Below are 16,121 nucleotides of genomic sequence, written 5' to 3'. Positions count from 1 at the left end.
ACGTGCGATGAAAAAGCGCGCGCCGCCGGTCATCGAAACGTTATTCCAGCGCCGATGCCGGCCCGAAAAACTCGTAGCGGCTCTGTGCATCCGGCACGCCGAGTGCCTTCAGGTGCTTCTTGACTGCTTTCATGAACGGCACCGGCCCGAGGAAATACGCGTCGATGTCGCGCGTTTCCGGCAGCCAGTGATGCAGCCGCGCCTCGTCGATAAAACCGAAACCGTGCGCGTGATCGTCGCCGTCGCGGCGTTGCTCGTAGCAGTAGAAATGCTTCAGTTGCGGATGGCGGTCCGCGAGCGACTGGATCGTATCGCGGAACGCATGCACGCCGCCGTGGCGCGCCGCGTGGATGAAGTGCACGGGACGCCGCGTCGAGAGCGCGGCTTGCAGCATCGCGAGCGTCGGGGTGATGCCCACGCCGCCGCTGATCAAGACGAGCGGTTTGTCGTTGTGCTCCAGCCTGAAATCGCCCGATGGCGCGAACAGTTCCAGCGTGTCGTTTTCATGCAGGTTCGCGTGCAGGTGATTCGAGACCTTGCCGTTCGGCTCGCGCTTCACGCTGATGCGATACTCGCGGCCATTCGGCGCGGCCGACAGCGAATAATTGCGCCTCATCTCCTCGCCTTCGATGATGACGCGCAAGCCGATGTACTGGCCCGGATGAAAGTCGAGCAGGGCGCCCCCGTCGTCGGGGCGGAGGTAGAACGACGTGATCTCGTCGCTTTCCTGGACCTTGCGCGCGACGCGGAAAATACGTGTGCCACGCCATCCGCCGGGCGCTTCCTCGCGCTCGCTGTAGATCTTTTCTTCGAGCCCGATGAGGATGTCGGCGAGCTGGTTGTAGGCGGCGGCCCAGGCTTCGATCACGGCATCGGTCGCGATCTCGGCGCCGAGCACTTCGCGGATCGCTCTGAGCAGGCAGCCGCCAACAATCGGATAATGCTCCGGCAGGATGTTCAGCGCGACGTGCTTGTTGATGATCTGCGAGACGAGACCGCCGAGTTTTTCGAGCTGGTCGATGTGCCGCGCGTACATCAGCACGCCGTTCGCGAGCGCGCGCTGTTGCGAGCCGCTCGCCTGATGCGCCTGGTTGAAGAGCGGACGCACTTCCGGGTGCTCGGCCAGCATCATCGCGTAGAAATGCCGGGTCAGGGCCTCGCCGCCGCTTTCGAGAAGGGGAACGGTTGCTTTGACGATCGCACGGTGTTCGGGTGACAGCATGAGTGGTTCCTCGCGTGAGTTTGGGTGGTTGCCCGCAGTACGCACTCACGATTCGTGCCAGCCGTCTATCGCAATTAAATCAATAGGTTAAAGATAGTGATGGTCGATTCGACTCTAGTCATAACGACTCCATCCGAAGTCGATATGACTGCAAAAGCATTGCTCGACGCCCTCGTCCCGCTGATGCAGGACCTGTCGCGCGATCTCTCCGATACCGAGCGCTACCGGCGCCTGTTGCAGAGCTTGCGCGCGCTTTTTCCCAGCGATGCCACCGCGATTCTTCGTCTCGACGGCGACACGCTCGTGCCGCTCGCCATCGATGGCCTGACGAGCGACACGCTCGGCCGGCGCTTTCGCGTGAGCGAGCATCCCCGCTTCGCGCAACTGCTTGCGCAAGCGGGGCCGACGCGCTTCGCATCCGACTCGGCTTTGCCCGATCCCTACGATGGTCTCGTGAAAGGCGTCACCGGCGATCTCGAAGTGCACGATTGCCTTGGATGCCCGCTTTTCATCGGCGGCCGTCCGTGGGGTTTGCTTACGCTCGACGCGCTCGATCCGGCGCGCTTCGATCGCGTCGACATGGCGTCGCTCGATGCGTTTATGAGCCTTGCCGCGGCGACGGTGAGCGTGGTCGAACGCATCGATACGCTCGCGCGCGAAAGTGAACAGGAGCACGAGCGCGCCGAGGCGTATCGTCAGGCGAGCGGCAGCGCCAGACGCGAGATGATCGGCGCGAGCGAGCAGCACAAGCGCTTGCAGGAGGAGATTGCAATCGTCGCGAGGAGCGACCTGACGGTGCTCGTGACGGGCGAAACGGGCGTCGGCAAGGAGCTGGTTGCGAGCGCGATCCATGCGCTCTCGACGCGCGCGGGCAAGCCGCTCATCAGCCTGAATTGCGCGGCGCTGCCCGATACGCTCGTTGAAAGCGAGCTCTTTGGACACGTGCGCGGCGCGTTCTCGGGAGCGTCGTCCGACCGGCGCGGCAAGTTCGAACTCGCGGATGGCGGCACGCTCTTTCTGGACGAAGTGGGCGAACTGTCGCTGGCCGTGCAGGCGAAGCTGCTGCGCGTCTTGCAGAACGGCCAGCTTCAGCGCATCGGCTCGGATAGCGAGCACACCGTCGATGTGCGGCTGATCGCGGCGACCAACCGCGATCTCGCGCATGAGGTGCGCGAGGGACGTTTTCGCGCGGACTTCTATCACCGGCTGAGCGTGTATCCGCTCGTCGTGCCGCCGCTGCGCGAGCGCGGCCGCGACGCGCTGCTGCTCGCGGGCTACTTCCTCGAGGAGAACCGCTGGCGACTGGGCTTGCAGAGCCTTCGCCTGTCCGCCGATGCACAAGCTGCGCTGCTCGGCTATGCATGGCCCGGCAACGTGCGCGAACTGGAGCATTTGATCGGGCGCACGGCGTTAAAGGCGCTTGCCGCGCTGCGCGAAAGGCCGCGCATCCTCACGCTCGATGCCACCGACTTCGGCCTGTCCGATGCGACGCAGGCGCGCATGCGTATCGAGCCCGATGCTGCGCAAGCCGCCCAGCAAAACTTTCGCGACGCGGTGACATCGTTCGAACGCACGCTAGTGGCCGATGCCCTTGCGCGCAACGGTCAGAACTGGGCATCGGCCGCGCGTGAAATGGGCATGGACCGCGCCAATCTGAACCGTTTGGCTAAGCGGCTGGGCCTGAAATAACGCCGATGCAAATGAAAGCCGCGCGCTATTGTTCCCCGCATCAAAAAAGTGGTATTGATTATTCCTTGCACACGCACACGAATTTAGATGCCCTTTGCGTTTTCGCAATGAACACTTAACCAGTTGCTGCATTCCTGCTGGCATTTTCCGGCGAGTCTTGTAAGATCAAGTCAACCCAGCCGCACCCGTAATCGCTTTTCGCATCGCCTTTAAAAACGCTCGTTGCAGGATCGTTGAGATTCACCGCTGCAACGGAACGAACACGGCAAATCGAAACGGGGGACACGTGGAAAAACGCAGCGCTGTTTTCTTGTTTGCGCTCCTCGCGTTTTTCAGCCTGAATGCCTTCTGCGCGGACGCGCAGCTGGAACGCGCGCCCGACACGATGGCTGCGCGCGTCCTAGGTTGCGCCTCATGTCACGGCGCACGCGGCGAAGGCACCGACAACGATTACTTCCCCCGCCTCTCCGGCAAGCCCGCGGGCTATCTCTACAATCAGTTGCAGGCATTTCGCGACGGCCGCCGCAAATATCCGCCGATGAATTACCTGCTCGCGTATTTGCCCGATGCGTATCTGCATGACATCGCCAACTACTTCGCGTCCGAGCATCCTCCGTTTCCGCCACCGGCCCCCGTCGCCGTCGATACCAAGACGCTCACGCTAGGCAAGACGCTCGTGATGCAAGGCGACGCATCGCGCAAGCTGCCCGCGTGCGTCGCGTGCCACGCGGCGGCGATGACCGGCATGGAACCCGCCGTTCCCGGCCTGCTCGGCTTGCACGCCAATTACCTCAGCGCGCAGCTCGGCGCATGGCGCTACGGCACGCGCAGCGCGCTTGCACCCGATTGCATGAAGACGGTCGCCCAGCTTTTGAGCGAGCGCGACATCACGGCGATCGCCGCGTATCTCGCCTCGTTGCCCGCGCCGGCCAATCCGGTGCCGGTCGCGGCCGGGTCGTTGAAGATGCCGCTCGCGTGCGGCAGCGTGCCCAACTAGCCGAGGACTCGACGTGCCCAGTCTCCGACACCTCGAAGCGCTTGCCGTACGGGTCCTGCTCGGGGCGAGCTGCGCCGTGGCGCTCGCGTGCGTGTCGATGGCCGGCGCGAGCGCGCAGACGACCACGTCGAAAGCCGATGCCGCGACCATCAAGCGCGGTGAGTACCTCGCGCGCGCGGGCGATTGCGTCGCGTGCCATACGCTGCCGGCGGGCAAGGAGTTTGGCGGCGGCCGTCCGATGGACACGCCGTTCGGCACGCTGTTTTCGCCGAACATTTCGTCGGACAAGGAAAACGGCATCGGCAAATGGACCGCTGCCGAGTTCTACACCATGATGCACACGGGCAAGTCGCGCGATGGGGCGCTGCTCTATCCCGCGATGCCGTTCGGCTCGTACACGAAGGTCACGCGCGCGGACTCGGACGCGATCCATGCCTACCTGCTTTCCACGACACCCGTGCATCAGCCGAACCGGCCGCACGAATTGCGCTTTCCGTTCAACCAGCGGCAACTGCTGCTCGGCTGGCGCGCGCTGTTCTTCAAGGAAGGCGAGTACGAACCGGACCCGAAGCAGTCGGCGGAATGGAATCGCGGCGCGTATCTCGTCGAAGGGCTCGGGCATTGCTCGATGTGCCACACAGCGATCAACAAGCTGGGCGGCAACGTGTCGTCGAAGGCGTTCGAGGGCGGGTTGATCCCGTTGCAGAACTGGTACGCGCCGTCGCTCACGTCGAACAAGGAAGCGGGGCTCGGCGACTGGAGCATCCAGGACATCGTGGGCCTGCTGCATGCGGGCATCTCCGATCGCGGCGCCGTGTACGGGCCGATGGCGGAAGTCGTCTACAACAGTCTGCAATACCTGACAGAGGAAGACGTGCGCGCGATGTCGGTCTATCTGAAAGCGCTGCCGCAGCGCTCGGGCGATACGTCCGAGCCGCCGAGCCCCGCCGTCACCGAAGCGCGCAACAACCTCGTGCCGCTCGGCAAGAAGGTCTACGACGCCGAATGCGCGGTGTGCCACGCGGCGCAGGGGCAAGGCAAGCCGCCGCACTTTCCGCCGCTCGCGAACAACCAGTCGATCGAGATGAATTCCGCGGTCAACCCGATCCGCATGGTGCTGAATGGCGGCTACGCGCCCGGCACCTTCAAGAATCCGAAGCCCTACGGCATGCCACCGTTCGCGCAGTCGCTGTCGGACGTGGAAGTGGCGGCGGTGGTCACGTATATCCGCACGGCGTGGGGCAATCACGGCGCGCCCGTGACCGTGAAGGAAGTGAACGAACTGCGCTCCGCACCACTTTATTGAGGACGTGATGAGCAAGCCACTCTCCGAAAGAGATGCAGGCGACGACGCCGCCGTCGAGGAGATCGTCGGTCGCGGCCCGGGCGGCGCGATCGTGCTCGCGAGCATCGCGACGGCGATCGTGATCGGCTGCTGGTTCGCGTTCTACTTCATCGTGTTCCTGCCTCGCGGCGTGATCCAGTGAGGCGGCGCACATGGCCATGAACTCCGCATCGCACGATGTCGCCGAACGGGTCGAGAAGCGCTGGGCGATGGTCGTCGTCGCGATCATCCTGGTCCTCATCGCGATGACGATCTACACCGGCCTGCACTGGGCGATGATGCCGCCCTCGCGCGTCGAGACGATCCGGCCCGAGACGCTGCACGTATCGGGCGAATTCGTCGAAAGCAACCTGGGGAGCGCGACGGAGCCGGACGGTTCCGTGACGGTGCGCATCGTCGCGCAGCAGTACTCGTTCACGCCGCAGTGCCTGCTCGTTCCCGCGAACACGCCGATCACCTTTCGCGCGACGAGCTCCGATGTCGTGCATGGCTTTCTCGTCACGAACACGAACATCAACTCGATGCTGGAGCCGGGCTACGTCGCGACGTTCAAGACCACGTTCGACAAACCGGGCGAACACCTGATGCCGTGCCACGAATACTGCGGCGTGGGTCACCAGGGCATGTGGGCGCACGTGCGTGTGGTGGACAAGGCGTCGTTCGCGCAAATGGCGGGTGCGTCATCGGGGAGGGTGAGCTGTGTTAAATAGCAAGCGACTCGTGCTCGCGCACTTCTGGCTGGCGTTCGCGGCATTCGGCATCGCGCTCCTGCTCGGCGCGTGGCAGATGCTCGTGCGCAGCCCGCTGCATCCGTGGCTGCAGGACGCCGAGATCTACTACCGTTCCGTGACCGCGCACGGTTCCGCAATGGGCTACGTGTTCCCGACGCTCGTCGCGATGGGCTTCGGCTATGCGGTGAGCGAGCTTGCGCTGAAGAAACCGCTGATCGGCTTGCGCTGGGCGTGGGCGGGATTCGTGCTCGTCGCGGTGGGCGCGGTCGTCGCGATGGTGCCCGTGGCAATGGGCCTCGCGTCCGTGCTCTACACGTTCTATCCGCCGATGATCGGCAACGTCTTCTATTACCTTGGCGTCGTGCTGGTCGTGGTCGGCTCGTGGATCTGGGTCGCGCTGATGTCGGTGAACATGAACGCCTGGAAGCGCGAGAATCCGGGCCGCCCGGTGCCGCTCGCGATGTTCGCGACCGTGGCGGGCGCGTACTTGTGGGGCTGGACGGCGGTCGGCGCGGCGCTCGAAATCATCTTCCAGATTTTGCCGGTCGCGTTCGGATGGAAGAGCACGATCGACGCGGGACTCGCGCGCGTCTTCTTCTCGTGGACGCTGCACGCGATCGTCTACTTCTGGCTGATGCCGGCTTACATCGCGTACTACACGATCATCCCGCGCGCGATCGGCGGGCGGCTCTACAGCGATTCGATGGCACGCATCTCGTTCATCCTGTTCCTCGTCGTGTCGATGCCGATCGGCATTCACCACCTCTTCGCCGATCCGCAAGTCGGCGCGGGCTTCAAGTTTATGCACTCGGTGTTCACGGCGCTCGTCGCGGTGCCCACGCTGCTCACCGTGTTCACGATCTGCGCATCGGTTGAGATCGCGGCGCGGCTGCGCGGCGGCAAGGGCGCGCTTGGCTGGATCGCGGCGCTCCCGTGGCATAACCCGATGATGCTCGCCCTCGCGTTCTCGTTCGTGATGCTCGGCTTCGGCGGCGCGGGCGGCATCATCAACATGAGCTACCAGCTCGACTCGACGATCCACAACACGCAGTGGATCACCGGCCACTTCCATCTGATCTTCGCGGGCGCGATCGTCATCATGTACTTCGCGATCGCCTACGATCTGTGGCCGCATCTGACGGGCCGCGCGCTCACGAGCTTGAAACTCATGCGCGCGCAGTTGTGGCTGTGGTTCATCGGCATGATCGTGCTGACGTTTCCGTGGCATTACGCGGGCATTCTCGGCATGCCGCGGCGCATGGCCTTCTACGATTACTCGAATCCCGAGATCGCGGCGCAGGCGTTCTCCGTCATTCTCTCGGTGATCGGCGGGTTCATCCTCGTTGCATCGGCGGTGCTGTTTTTCATCGTCCTGATTCGCGGGCATCGCGCGGAACGCGTCGTGCCCGAGGAATTCCGCTTCAGCAAGGCCGTACACGAGCCGCGCACGATTCCAGTCGCGCTGAACGGCTTCGCGCTGTGGCTCGCGCTGATGATCGGCCTCACGCTCGTCAACTACGGCTTCCCGATCGCGCAACTGATGACGCGCGCCGAAACCTCGGTGCCCGCCGTTCCCATCGGAGCGCAGCGATGAACGACGAACGTCTTTTCTCGCTGGGCAATACGTGGTTCAAGGCGAGCGTCGCGATCACGGTCGGGGTCGCGATCGTGGCGGCGGCGATCGGGTTCGTATGGCTGCCGTCCGTGCAGACCGACGCGGGTTTCAAAGGCATCTGGAACGCGATCTGCAGCGCGGCGGGCGTGCCGCAGAAGTGGCTCGAAGGCGGCACGCCGGTGGCGCCGACGGTGCGGCTATCTGCCGTCGAAGTGACGCCGCAACTACTCGCGAAGTCGAGCGACAACTCGATCGGGCGCGGCGCGACGCTCGCGCTCAGATGCACGATGTGCCACGGCGAGCGCGGCATGAGCGACGCGAATTCGCCGAATCTCGCGGGACAATATGCGGTCGTGATCTACAAGCAACTGCTCGATTACCAGCACGGCGCGCGCACCAATGCGGTGATGTCGCCGATGGCGAAGAACCTGAGCGACCAGGACATGCGCGATCTCGCCGCGTACTACTCGAGCCTGCCGAAGCCTGCGGCGCAGCATCGCGTCAGTACGTCGAACGCGCCGGCGATCGTCGCGCATGGCGCACCGATGCGCAACATCGCGCCTTGCGCCGCGTGTCACGGCGGCATCGACAACAAGGCGGGCAGTCCGTGGCTCGACGGCCTGCCAGCGTCCTACACGAAGGCGCAGTTGCAGGCGTTTGCGACGGGCGCGCGCAGCAACGACATCAACGAGCAGATGCGCAATATCGCGCGCAACATGACGCCGGAAGAAATCGACGCGGCAGCTTCGTACTACGCGGGAACCTCGGCACACTAAGTACCGTTCGTCCTTACCGGGCGCGGTGTTATCGTTGCCCGCGCCGGAAGCATTCTGTATCTTGGGTTCGTCGAAACGAACGATCGAACGCCAACCCATGTCCACCGATGCAGACAGCAACCAGCAAGCGCCCGTCCGAACCGATGTGCTGATCGTCGGCGCCGGTCCCGTGGGGCTTTTCGCCGCGTTCGAGGCGGGCGTGATCGGCCTGTCGTGCCAGATCGTCGATGCGCTTGGACGTATCGGCGGGCAGTGCATCGAGCTGTATCCCGACAAGCCGATCTACGACATCCCCGCGATTCCCTCCTGCACGGCACGCGAACTTGTCGAGCGTTTGATGCAGCAATGCGCCCCGTTCGACGTGCCGATCCATCTGGAGCAACGCGTGATGGATGTCGTGCAGCGCGACGACGGCCGCTGGACCGTACGCACCGAACAAGGCATGACGTTCGACGCCGCCGCGATCCTGCTCGCGGCCGGCAATGGCGCGTTTCTTCCGCAGCGGTTGTTGCTTCCCGAAGCGCCTGCGCTGGAGGATCGGCACGTGTTCTACAGCGTCGCAAAGCTGGCCGATTTCGCCGATAAAAACGTGGTCGTCGCGGGCGGCGGCGACTCCGCGCTCGACTGGGCGCTCGCGCTTCGCACCGTCGCGAAGCGACTCACACTCGTGCATCGGCGCAATGGCTTCAGCGCGACGGCGTCGTCGGTGGACAGCATGAAGCGCGCCGTCGAAGCGGGGGAGATGGATTTCGTCGTCGGCATGATCGCGGGGCTCGATGCGCCGGACGGCACGTTGCGCTCCGTTGCGATGAAGCATGTAGAAGGCACGAGCGAGATTGCGGCCGACATGCTCGTCGTGCTCTACGGCCTTGTCGCGGACCTGGGGCCGATCGCGAACTGGGGGCTCGATATCCGCGGCGGGCGCGTGGAAGTCGATACGTCGAACTACGAGTCGTCGCGGGCGGGCATCTTCGCGGTCGGCGACATCGCCAACTATCCGAACAAGCAGAAGCTGATTCTGTCGGGCTTCCACGAGGCGTCGCTTGCATTGCGCAGAGCCTATTCGTACGCGTGTCCGGATAAGAAGCGCGTCCACGTGCATTCGAGCTACGACGCGAAGCTTGCCGAGCGCGTGCATGCGAGTGCGACATGACGGTGCAAATCGTCATATCTTTGAGGCCATTTACCGTTCCAATATGCAGGACGGCATACGCATGCCACGGTTCGCAATGAGCGCGCAGGTCGGGCCGAAACCCGCGCCAGCGCTATGGATGAGCCCCATCGAAGGGCATCCTTGGTTTATTTATACGTAGGTATCATGGCGCGCCATTTTCGAACGATGTAAGGTGTGCTCTCGCTACGCATCATCGATTACATAACTACTCCGTAACTCCCGCCGGACCCGCACGCAGCATCGAGTGCCTCCGACGCGGCCGCTTCATTTTCGACGTGAATTCAGCGCCCGGTGCGGGCTTTCAGCGCCGGTTCCTCCTGATCTGACGAGAAGAGGTGCCTTATGGAACGACGAACCTTCGGTATCGATCCCTGGTCGCAAACGGTCGGCTGGCTGACGATGCAGTCGGCCGGCAAGGGCGCGTGTGGCAGCGATTCGAGCGCCGCACGCAAACACGCGATCTGCGACGCACCCACGAGCGCCGCAGTGCGCGTGAGCGTGATCGACCGGCCGACGTCGAGCACGGCGACCGTCGCGTGGTGCGATCCGCGCTCCTGCCGCTATGGCGATCAAGTCTGGCGCGCGAGCATTGCGCGGCAGCCAGGCACCTGCGCGCTCAGCGGCCGCAGCATCGGACGTGGCGACGCGATCTATCGGCCGCGTGCGTGCCGGCCGTCGCCGCTCAATGCCAGCGCGATGATTCTCGCGGCGGTTGTCGAGGACGTGCCGCGCGGATAGCGCAGAGCAGATTGACGGGCACGCGTCATGCTCGCTCGTGCGGTCCTGAGCGGACTTCGGAGTGAACGTGGGCGCGCGCATCGGCGGACTGGCGCTTTTGATCGTGATCGCCTTCGGCTATGCGGTGTATTCGGGCCGCGTCGCGGTGCCGGACAAATGGAATCCGTTCGCCCCGCTCGACGTGCGCGAACCGCCCGGACCGCTCACGTCGATCAAGCTGTGGCGCATCGCGCATGACCACGCGCTTTGCATGGCGGCGCTGGATCGCTCGGGCATCGCGTACCGGCCGGTCGCGGATTCATCGACGCCCGCCGGTTGCGAACTAAAAGATGTGCTTCGTGTGACTCAATCGGATGTCGAGTACAGCGGGCCGTTTCTCGCGACGTGTCCGCTCGCGCTCGGCATGGCGCTGTTCGAGCATCAGACTCTGCAGCCGGCGGCGGAAGAAATCTTCGGCGAGCGCGTGCGAAAGATCGAGCACGTCGGGAGCTTCGCGTGCCGCAATGTCAACAATCAGGAAGAGGGCGCGCGCAGCCAGCATGCGAGCGCCAATGCCATTGACCTGAGCGGCTTCGTCCTCGAAAGCGGACGGCGCGTCGCCTTCGCGCGCTGGGACGGCGACTCGTCCGATGCCATGTTCCTTCATCGCCTTCACGACGGCGCGTGCCGCGCGTTCAACACGACGCTGGGCCCCGATTACAACGCGCTGCATCGGATGCATTTTCATGTCGACATGGGGCCGTACCGACTCTGCCGGTAGAACACGACGAGAGAATGTCGCAGCGGGTTCGATAGAATCACGCGGTGAATGCGTGCGGCACGATGTGTGCATGCATGCAGCAAACCAATGTGAATCACTCTGAGGCCGCAATGGACGATCCCTACGAAAGACGCGCTCTTCTTCTCCACCTCGGCGATGTGCTCGAAGCGATCTTCTGCCTGACGAAATGCGCGGACAGCCGCGCGACCATCGGCGAAGCGCTCGCGAAAGACGACGCGCTGGTGAGCTTCAACATCCTTGGTCAAGTGGATGCCGGGATGCATCCGCAGGATTTCATCAAGCGCGCGACGGGCGCTTTCTTTGTGTGGCCGAAGGCGCTGCTCGACGAGACGTTGAACCGCCAACTGCTCGCGCACACGATCCAGCATGATCTCTTCGCGGGCAACGCGAAGGGCTGGGAAGCGTATGTGAGCGAGCGGCGCCAGGAGGTGCCGTGGTTCGGCGAAGACTTGCCGAAGGTGCTGAAAGAAGAGGTGGAAGCGACGCCAAGCGATGCCGATGCGCCGCCTGACGCAAAAGACCAGACTTCGCGCTATTCGACGTGGCCGTGGCGGCCGGAGTAGGCGTTACTGCTTCTTGCTCATGCTGCCCGCGCCCGCATCCATGCCGAGCCCGTTGGGACGATCAGGCGCCGCACCCTTGCCCGACGATGTCTTGCCCGGATCGGTCTTGAGCGCCTGATTGCGCGCGGCGGTCGCGCTCGCCGGCGACGTCGTGTTGTGTTCCTGGTAGGCGGGTGTGCTGTCCTTGTCGAGCTTGTTCGGCTGCTGCGCGTTCGCGACGATCGCAAGTGCACCGCCGACAAAGACAGCCGCCATGCGGCCGAGCGCCAGTGTTGTGGGCTTCATCGTGATCCTCGCTTTTGTGTGGTGCGCCTGATTCTGGGGCAGCAAGGATCGGTCCCGAATGCGCGGTGGTGTTCGACCCGGGGCGCCTCTGGCGCCGGGCGTAAAATCATCTCCTCCCGCCGATACTTCTTGCTCCCATGTACATCGAAACTCCGCTCGTCGAATCACGCGCGCTCTCCGAGCGTCTCGGCAAATCCGTCTGGATGAAGATCGAAGCGATGCAGCCGACCGGCTCGTTCAAGGCGCGCGGCATTGGCCACGCTTGCGCGGTGTACAAGGAGCGCGGGGCGCGGCGGTTCGTATCGTCATCGGGTGGGAATGCGGGGCTCGCCGTCGCTTACGCGGGACGCAAGCTCGGCGTGCCGGTGCTCGTGGTCGTCCCGGAGACGACCTCCGAACGCGCGAAGCACCTGATCGGCATGGAGAACGCCGAGGTCGTCGTGCACGGCAAGTCGTGGGACGAAGCGAATCGCTTCGCGCTCGCGTCGTGCACATCGGCCGATGCGTTTCTCCATCCCTTCGACGATCCGCTCCTCTGGGAAGGCCACGCCACCATGATCGACGAAGTCGCGCGCGCGAGACTCGAACCGGATGCGGTCGTGCTCTCGGTGGGTGGCGGCGGGTTGCTCTGCGGCGTGGCTGAGGGCCTGCGCCGCAACGGCTGGGAGCGCGTGCCGATCGTCGCGGTGGAAACCGAAGGCGCCGATTCGTACGCGCGCTCGCTGGCTGCCGGTGAGCGCATCGAATTGTCGGCGATCACGAGCATCGCGACGTCGCTCGGCGCGCGCAGCGTGTGTGCCGAGGCGCTCGCGCTCGCGAAGCTTCGGCCGGTGGCGAGCATCGTCGTGTCGGACCGGCAGGCGGTCGCGGGATGCTTCGAGTTGCTGACCGAGCACCGGATCGTCGTGGAACCGGCTTGTGGCGCGTCGGTCGCCGCGCTCGATGCGCTCGCGCAAGAGGCCGAGCTGCGCGACGCCCGGAACATCTTGCTGATCGTGTGCGGAGGCGTGGGGACGAGCGTCGATCAATTGAATCGATGGCGCACCGCCACGGACCCCAACACCGAAACAGCTTGACAGTCAATCGGAGACCACGTAATGTCTGGGTCGAAGTATTCAAGAAGTCCGATTGCTGTTCATCATCCTCCGCTCGCGGTATTTGTTGTCCTCATTCCTCCTTGATGCTTCCCTCGTCCCGGCCGGTTTCCGTTCGGGATGGCTTAATTTTTAACTTCAAGGATTCGTTATGGATACCGGTACCGTCAAGTGGTTCAACGACAGCAAAGGCTTTGGCTTCATCACCCCGGATAAGGGCGGTGACGACCTTTTCGCGCATTTCTCCGAAATCCGCAGCGATGGCTTCAAGACCCTCGCAGAAAACCAGAAGGTCAGCTTCGAAACCAAGCAAGGCCCGAAGGGTCTGCAAGCTTCGAACATCACCCCGCTGTAATACCGCGCTGTAAGCAGTAGATACAACGCTCGTCGCGAATCGGCCCCGCCGGTTCGCGACAGTAGCTGAAACCCTCGCGGAGCTTCTTGTGCTCCCGCCACGGTTGCCGGAAAGTCGGCACACCATCGCAGCGCCCCTTCAGCATTTCCAGCGTTTCTTCTCGCACTTTCCTGCGTATTTCAAGCGGCTTTTTCAAGTCACTCATCAAGCGTTGCGCTTTTGGCCGGCTCGTTTGCCGCGACCACGCGCATGCGCTCGCACTATCATGCAAAACTCGAAAATTCAAAACTACAACGGCTATAAAGTTCTTCCTTCGGCGCATCGTTTGCCGGACGGATCGTTCGCATCCAACCTCCTGCTCGAACGCGATAGCGGCGCGGGCGAAGCGATGCGCTATCAATTCCACATCCTCGACTGCTTCGACGACGAACAGCAGGCGCTCGGTCATTCGAGGCGCTGGGCGCGTCAATGGGTCGATAGCCGCGGCTAGGCTTTTCTTCTACCCCGAGCGTGGCGTGGCGCACAGCGCGCCGTGCCCGAACGCGTCCTTGCGCGCCTTCGACCCGAAAAATGGCGGAAGAAGCCGGTGCTTCTGGCGTGGCGAGCGTTACAGGATCAGTATCCTTGACTCAGGCCGGGCGGCAATCGAAGGGGCTCGAACGGCAAGCCGAGCCGCGACGTGCCGACACCGCCGCTACGATTAAAAAACAACGCTTCGGGGTTTGCACGCCAATGAGACTTTCCACCTTCGCCGGGATTACGCTGCTCGTCGCCAGCAGCAGTGCGCTCGCGCAGCAACCGCTCGCCGTGCCCGGCCGCAGTCAGACCGCGGGCCAGCAGGCTATCGATAACGCCGCCTGCTACGCATACGCCAACCAGACAACGCGTGTCGTCATGGCGCGCGAGCCGCAGATGGCTCCGCGCGACCAGCCGCGTGAACAGCGCACGTTCGCGCCGCCACGGCCCGTCGAGCCGCCGCTTCCGCCAGTGGCATCGGGAGCGCTGGCTGCTTCGGCGGCGAGCGCGTCAGGCGCTTATGCGCCGATGCCGGCCAGCATGGCAATGCCGGCGAGCGGCGCGTCGGCGTCGATGGCTGCGGGTGCTTCGATGCCCGCCGCATCATCCGATGCCGTCGCGGCGAGCGGCGCCTCCGACGCGCACTACGCCGAGATGAAGATGCCGCCGCTTCCGCCGCCCGAACCGCCGATGACGCGCTACTGGCGCGCTTACGGCGACTGCATGCAGGGCAAGGGTTATTTCGTGCGTTGAAGACGGGACGCGCGGCGAGTGATCGTCCGCGCGTTTTTGCTGTTCACGCGCTCGCTGAAGCGAGCCGCAGCGCGAGATGCTGCAGCAGCATGATGGTCTTGCCATCGACGATCTCGCCGCGCGCGACCATCGCCAGCGCCTGCTCGAGCGGCAACTCGATGACCTCGATGTCTTCCCCTTCCGACGCCACGCCACCGCCTTCTGCGACTTTCGACGCCGAATCATAGTGGGCGACAAAGAAGTACAGCTTTTCCGTCACCGATCCGGGGCTCATGAACGCCTCGAACACCTTCTCCACGTCGCGCACGCGATATCCCGTTTCCTCCTCGAGTTCCGCGCGAATCCGCTCCTCGGGCGATGCCGCGTCGAGCAGTCCGGCGGGTGCCTCGATCAGCATGCCATCGTGGCCGTTGACGAACGCGGGCAACCGGAATTGCCGCGTCAGCACAACGGTTTCGCGCGCCGGATCGAAGAGCAGCGCGGTTGCGCCGTTGCCGCGGTCGTAGGTTTCGCGGCTCTGGCGCTGCCATACGTTGTCGCTGCGCAGGAATTCGAACGTGGTTTTCTTGAGCACATACCAGTCGTCGGAAAGCGTCTCCGTATCGATGATGCGTACGCGCTCTGCAGTGTTCAGCGGCATGTCCCAGGCTCCGGTTTGGAAAAAACGTCAGCCGATGGTATCGTGCAGACTCGTGCAAAAACAAGAAATTTCGTGCAGGGCAATTTCCGATGCTGACCTCGCAAAGAAAGACCGCCATCCTCGATACGCTGTCGCGCGACGGCCAGGTGCTGGCAAAGGCGCTCGCGGAGGAATTCGGCGTGTCCGAAGACACCGTGCGGCGCGACTTGCGCGAGATGGCGGCCGAAGGGCTGTTGCAGCGCGTGCACGGCGGCGCGCTGCCCGCGTCGCCTGCGACGGCGGATTTCGCGCATCGACAGTCGATCGAATCGGTGGCCAAGCGCGCGGTCGCCAGGGCGGCCGCGGAGATGATCGTGCCGGGACAGGTCGTGATCGTCGATGGCGGGACGACCGCCGTGCAACTCGCCCGCTGCCTGCCGCGCGACCTCCGTGCGACGGTCGTCACGCATAGCCCGAGCATCGCGGTCGAACTGGTTGGTCACCCGTCGGTGGAGGTCGTCGTGATCGGCGGGCGGCTTTACAAGCATTCGATCGTGACGGTTGGCGCGGCTGCGATCGAAGCGCTGTCGCACATCCGCGCCGATCTGTTCTTCATGGGCGTGACGGGCGTGCACGCGAGCGCCGGCCTGTCGACCGGCGATCTCGAAGAGGCTTACATGAAGCGCGCGCTTGCGGCGCACGCCGCCGAGACGGTCGTGCTGGCGTCGGCGGACAAGATCAACGCGGCGTCGCAGTACCGGATCGGCGAGATCACGATGGCGAGCACGATCGTCGTCGAGCGCAACACGCCTGCCGCGCTCACCGATCCGATCGCGGCTGCTGGCGTGACGATCGTAAGGGCGTGACG

20 protein-coding genes are annotated in these 16,121 nt (G+C 64.1%); 16 read left to right on the top strand and 4 right to left on the bottom strand.

From position 1 onward, the window contains the following. Positions 1 to 40: 40 nt before the first annotated feature. A complete protein-coding gene (hmpA, locus tag AWB65_RS17875; protein WP_087668429.1) occupies positions 41 to 1,222 on the bottom strand; it encodes an NO-inducible flavohemoprotein in 1,182 nt (393 codons plus the stop codon). 99 nt (positions 1,223 to 1,321) lie between these two features. Here hmpA and norR point away from each other — a divergent pair, with 99 nt between their 5' ends. From norR to AWB65_RS17820, 11 genes are all read left to right on the top strand, one after another. Further along, a complete protein-coding gene (gene norR / locus AWB65_RS17870) occupies positions 1,322 to 2,911 on the top strand; it encodes a nitric oxide reductase transcriptional regulator NorR (RefSeq protein ID WP_087668428.1) in 1,590 nt (529 codons plus the stop codon). Between the two features lie 310 nt (positions 2,912 to 3,221). Continuing rightward, on the top strand, positions 3,222 to 3,908 hold the full coding sequence (locus AWB65_RS17865; RefSeq protein WP_510183496.1) for a c-type cytochrome: 687 nt from the start codon (positions 3,222 to 3,224) through the stop codon (positions 3,906 to 3,908). A gap of 97 nt (positions 3,909 to 4,005) precedes the next feature. After that, complete coding sequence (locus tag AWB65_RS17860) at positions 4,006 to 5,214, top strand: c-type cytochrome (protein ID WP_087668461.1); 1,209 nt, start codon at positions 4,006 to 4,008, stop codon at positions 5,212 to 5,214. 7 nt (positions 5,215 to 5,221) lie between these two features. Next, a complete protein-coding gene (locus tag AWB65_RS36675; RefSeq protein ID WP_087668427.1) occupies positions 5,222 to 5,395 on the top strand; it encodes a hypothetical protein in 174 nt (57 codons plus the stop codon). Between the two features lie 10 nt (positions 5,396 to 5,405). Further along, entirely contained in the window at positions 5,406 to 5,963 is a 558-nt protein-coding gene (locus AWB65_RS17850; RefSeq protein WP_087668426.1) for a cupredoxin domain-containing protein, read from the top strand. Next, positions 5,953 to 7,578, top strand: a complete 1,626-nt coding sequence (locus AWB65_RS17845; RefSeq protein ID WP_087668425.1) for a b(o/a)3-type cytochrome-c oxidase subunit 1 — start codon at positions 5,953 to 5,955, stop codon at positions 7,576 to 7,578. The genes AWB65_RS17850 and AWB65_RS17845 overlap by 11 nt, the downstream gene beginning before the upstream one ends. Further along, a complete protein-coding gene (locus AWB65_RS17840; protein WP_087668424.1) occupies positions 7,575 to 8,375 on the top strand; it encodes a c-type cytochrome in 801 nt (266 codons plus the stop codon). Before AWB65_RS17845 ends, AWB65_RS17840 begins: the two co-directional genes overlap by 4 nt. Before the next feature lie 97 nt (positions 8,376 to 8,472). Then, positions 8,473 to 9,528 (top strand): NAD(P)/FAD-dependent oxidoreductase, encoded by a 1,056-nt coding sequence (locus AWB65_RS17835; protein WP_087668423.1) that lies wholly within the window; start codon positions 8,473 to 8,475, stop codon positions 9,526 to 9,528. A 363-nt stretch (positions 9,529 to 9,891) separates the two neighbouring features. Then, positions 9,892 to 10,287: a DUF3331 domain-containing protein gene (locus tag AWB65_RS17830; RefSeq protein ID WP_087668422.1), complete on the top strand. Its 396-nt coding sequence runs from the start codon at positions 9,892 to 9,894 to the stop codon at positions 10,285 to 10,287. Positions 10,288 to 10,354: 67 nt separating this feature from the next. Beyond that, positions 10,355 to 11,047 (top strand): extensin-like domain-containing protein, encoded by a 693-nt coding sequence (locus tag AWB65_RS17825; RefSeq protein ID WP_087668421.1) that lies wholly within the window; start codon positions 10,355 to 10,357, stop codon positions 11,045 to 11,047. Between the two features lie 110 nt (positions 11,048 to 11,157). Further along, positions 11,158 to 11,631 carry a hypothetical protein gene (locus AWB65_RS17820; protein ID WP_087668460.1) on the top strand — a complete coding sequence of 158 codons (474 nt, stop codon included), beginning with the start codon at positions 11,158 to 11,160 and terminating at the stop codon, positions 11,629 to 11,631. A gap of 3 nt (positions 11,632 to 11,634) precedes the next feature. On the opposite strand, the gene AWB65_RS17815 is transcribed toward AWB65_RS17820, so the two are convergent. Next, on the bottom strand, positions 11,635 to 11,916 hold the full coding sequence (locus tag AWB65_RS17815) for a hypothetical protein (protein WP_087668420.1): 282 nt from the start codon (positions 11,914 to 11,916) through the stop codon (positions 11,635 to 11,637). A 137-nt stretch (positions 11,917 to 12,053) separates the two neighbouring features. Between AWB65_RS17815 and AWB65_RS17810 the strand changes: the two genes are divergently transcribed. Then, positions 12,054 to 12,992 (top strand): pyridoxal-phosphate dependent enzyme, encoded by a 939-nt coding sequence (locus AWB65_RS17810; protein WP_087668419.1) that lies wholly within the window; start codon positions 12,054 to 12,056, stop codon positions 12,990 to 12,992. Positions 12,993 to 13,161: 169 nt separating this feature from the next. Beyond that, positions 13,162 to 13,365, top strand: a complete 204-nt coding sequence (locus AWB65_RS17805) for a cold-shock protein (protein ID WP_087655000.1) — start codon at positions 13,162 to 13,164, stop codon at positions 13,363 to 13,365. Here the strand turns inward: AWB65_RS17805 and AWB65_RS36365 are convergent. Beyond that, positions 13,352 to 13,570: a hypothetical protein gene (locus AWB65_RS36365; RefSeq protein ID WP_125474148.1), complete on the bottom strand. Its 219-nt coding sequence runs from the start codon at positions 13,568 to 13,570 to the stop codon at positions 13,352 to 13,354. The two genes, AWB65_RS17805 and AWB65_RS36365, sit on opposite strands and share 14 nt — an antisense overlap. Before the next feature lie 60 nt (positions 13,571 to 13,630). Here AWB65_RS36365 and AWB65_RS17800 point away from each other — a divergent pair, with 60 nt between their 5' ends. Together AWB65_RS17800 and AWB65_RS17795 are read left to right on the top strand one after the other, a co-directional pair. Then, positions 13,631 to 13,855, top strand: a complete 225-nt coding sequence (locus AWB65_RS17800) for a hypothetical protein (protein ID WP_087668418.1) — start codon at positions 13,631 to 13,633, stop codon at positions 13,853 to 13,855. Between the two features lie 242 nt (positions 13,856 to 14,097). Next, positions 14,098 to 14,634: a hypothetical protein gene (locus tag AWB65_RS17795; protein WP_087668417.1), complete on the top strand. Its 537-nt coding sequence runs from the start codon at positions 14,098 to 14,100 to the stop codon at positions 14,632 to 14,634. 43 nt (positions 14,635 to 14,677) lie between these two features. Here the strand turns inward: AWB65_RS17795 and AWB65_RS17790 are convergent, their stop codons facing one another. After that, positions 14,678 to 15,274 carry an NUDIX domain-containing protein gene (locus tag AWB65_RS17790; protein ID WP_087668416.1) on the bottom strand — a complete coding sequence of 199 codons (597 nt, stop codon included), beginning with the start codon at positions 15,272 to 15,274 and terminating at the stop codon, positions 14,678 to 14,680. A gap of 89 nt (positions 15,275 to 15,363) precedes the next feature. Here AWB65_RS17790 and AWB65_RS17785 point away from each other — a divergent pair, with 89 nt between their 5' ends. Then, positions 15,364 to 16,119: a DeoR/GlpR family DNA-binding transcription regulator gene (locus AWB65_RS17785; protein ID WP_087668415.1), complete on the top strand. Its 756-nt coding sequence runs from the start codon at positions 15,364 to 15,366 to the stop codon at positions 16,117 to 16,119. The last annotated feature ends 2 nt before the right edge of the window (positions 16,120 to 16,121 follow it).

Source organism: Caballeronia humi, assembly GCF_001544475.1.
Classification (GTDB): domain Bacteria; phylum Pseudomonadota; class Gammaproteobacteria; order Burkholderiales; family Burkholderiaceae; genus Caballeronia; species Caballeronia humi.
The sequence above is the reverse complement of the archived record's forward strand: the minus strand, read 5'-3'. Positions and strand labels throughout refer to the sequence as shown.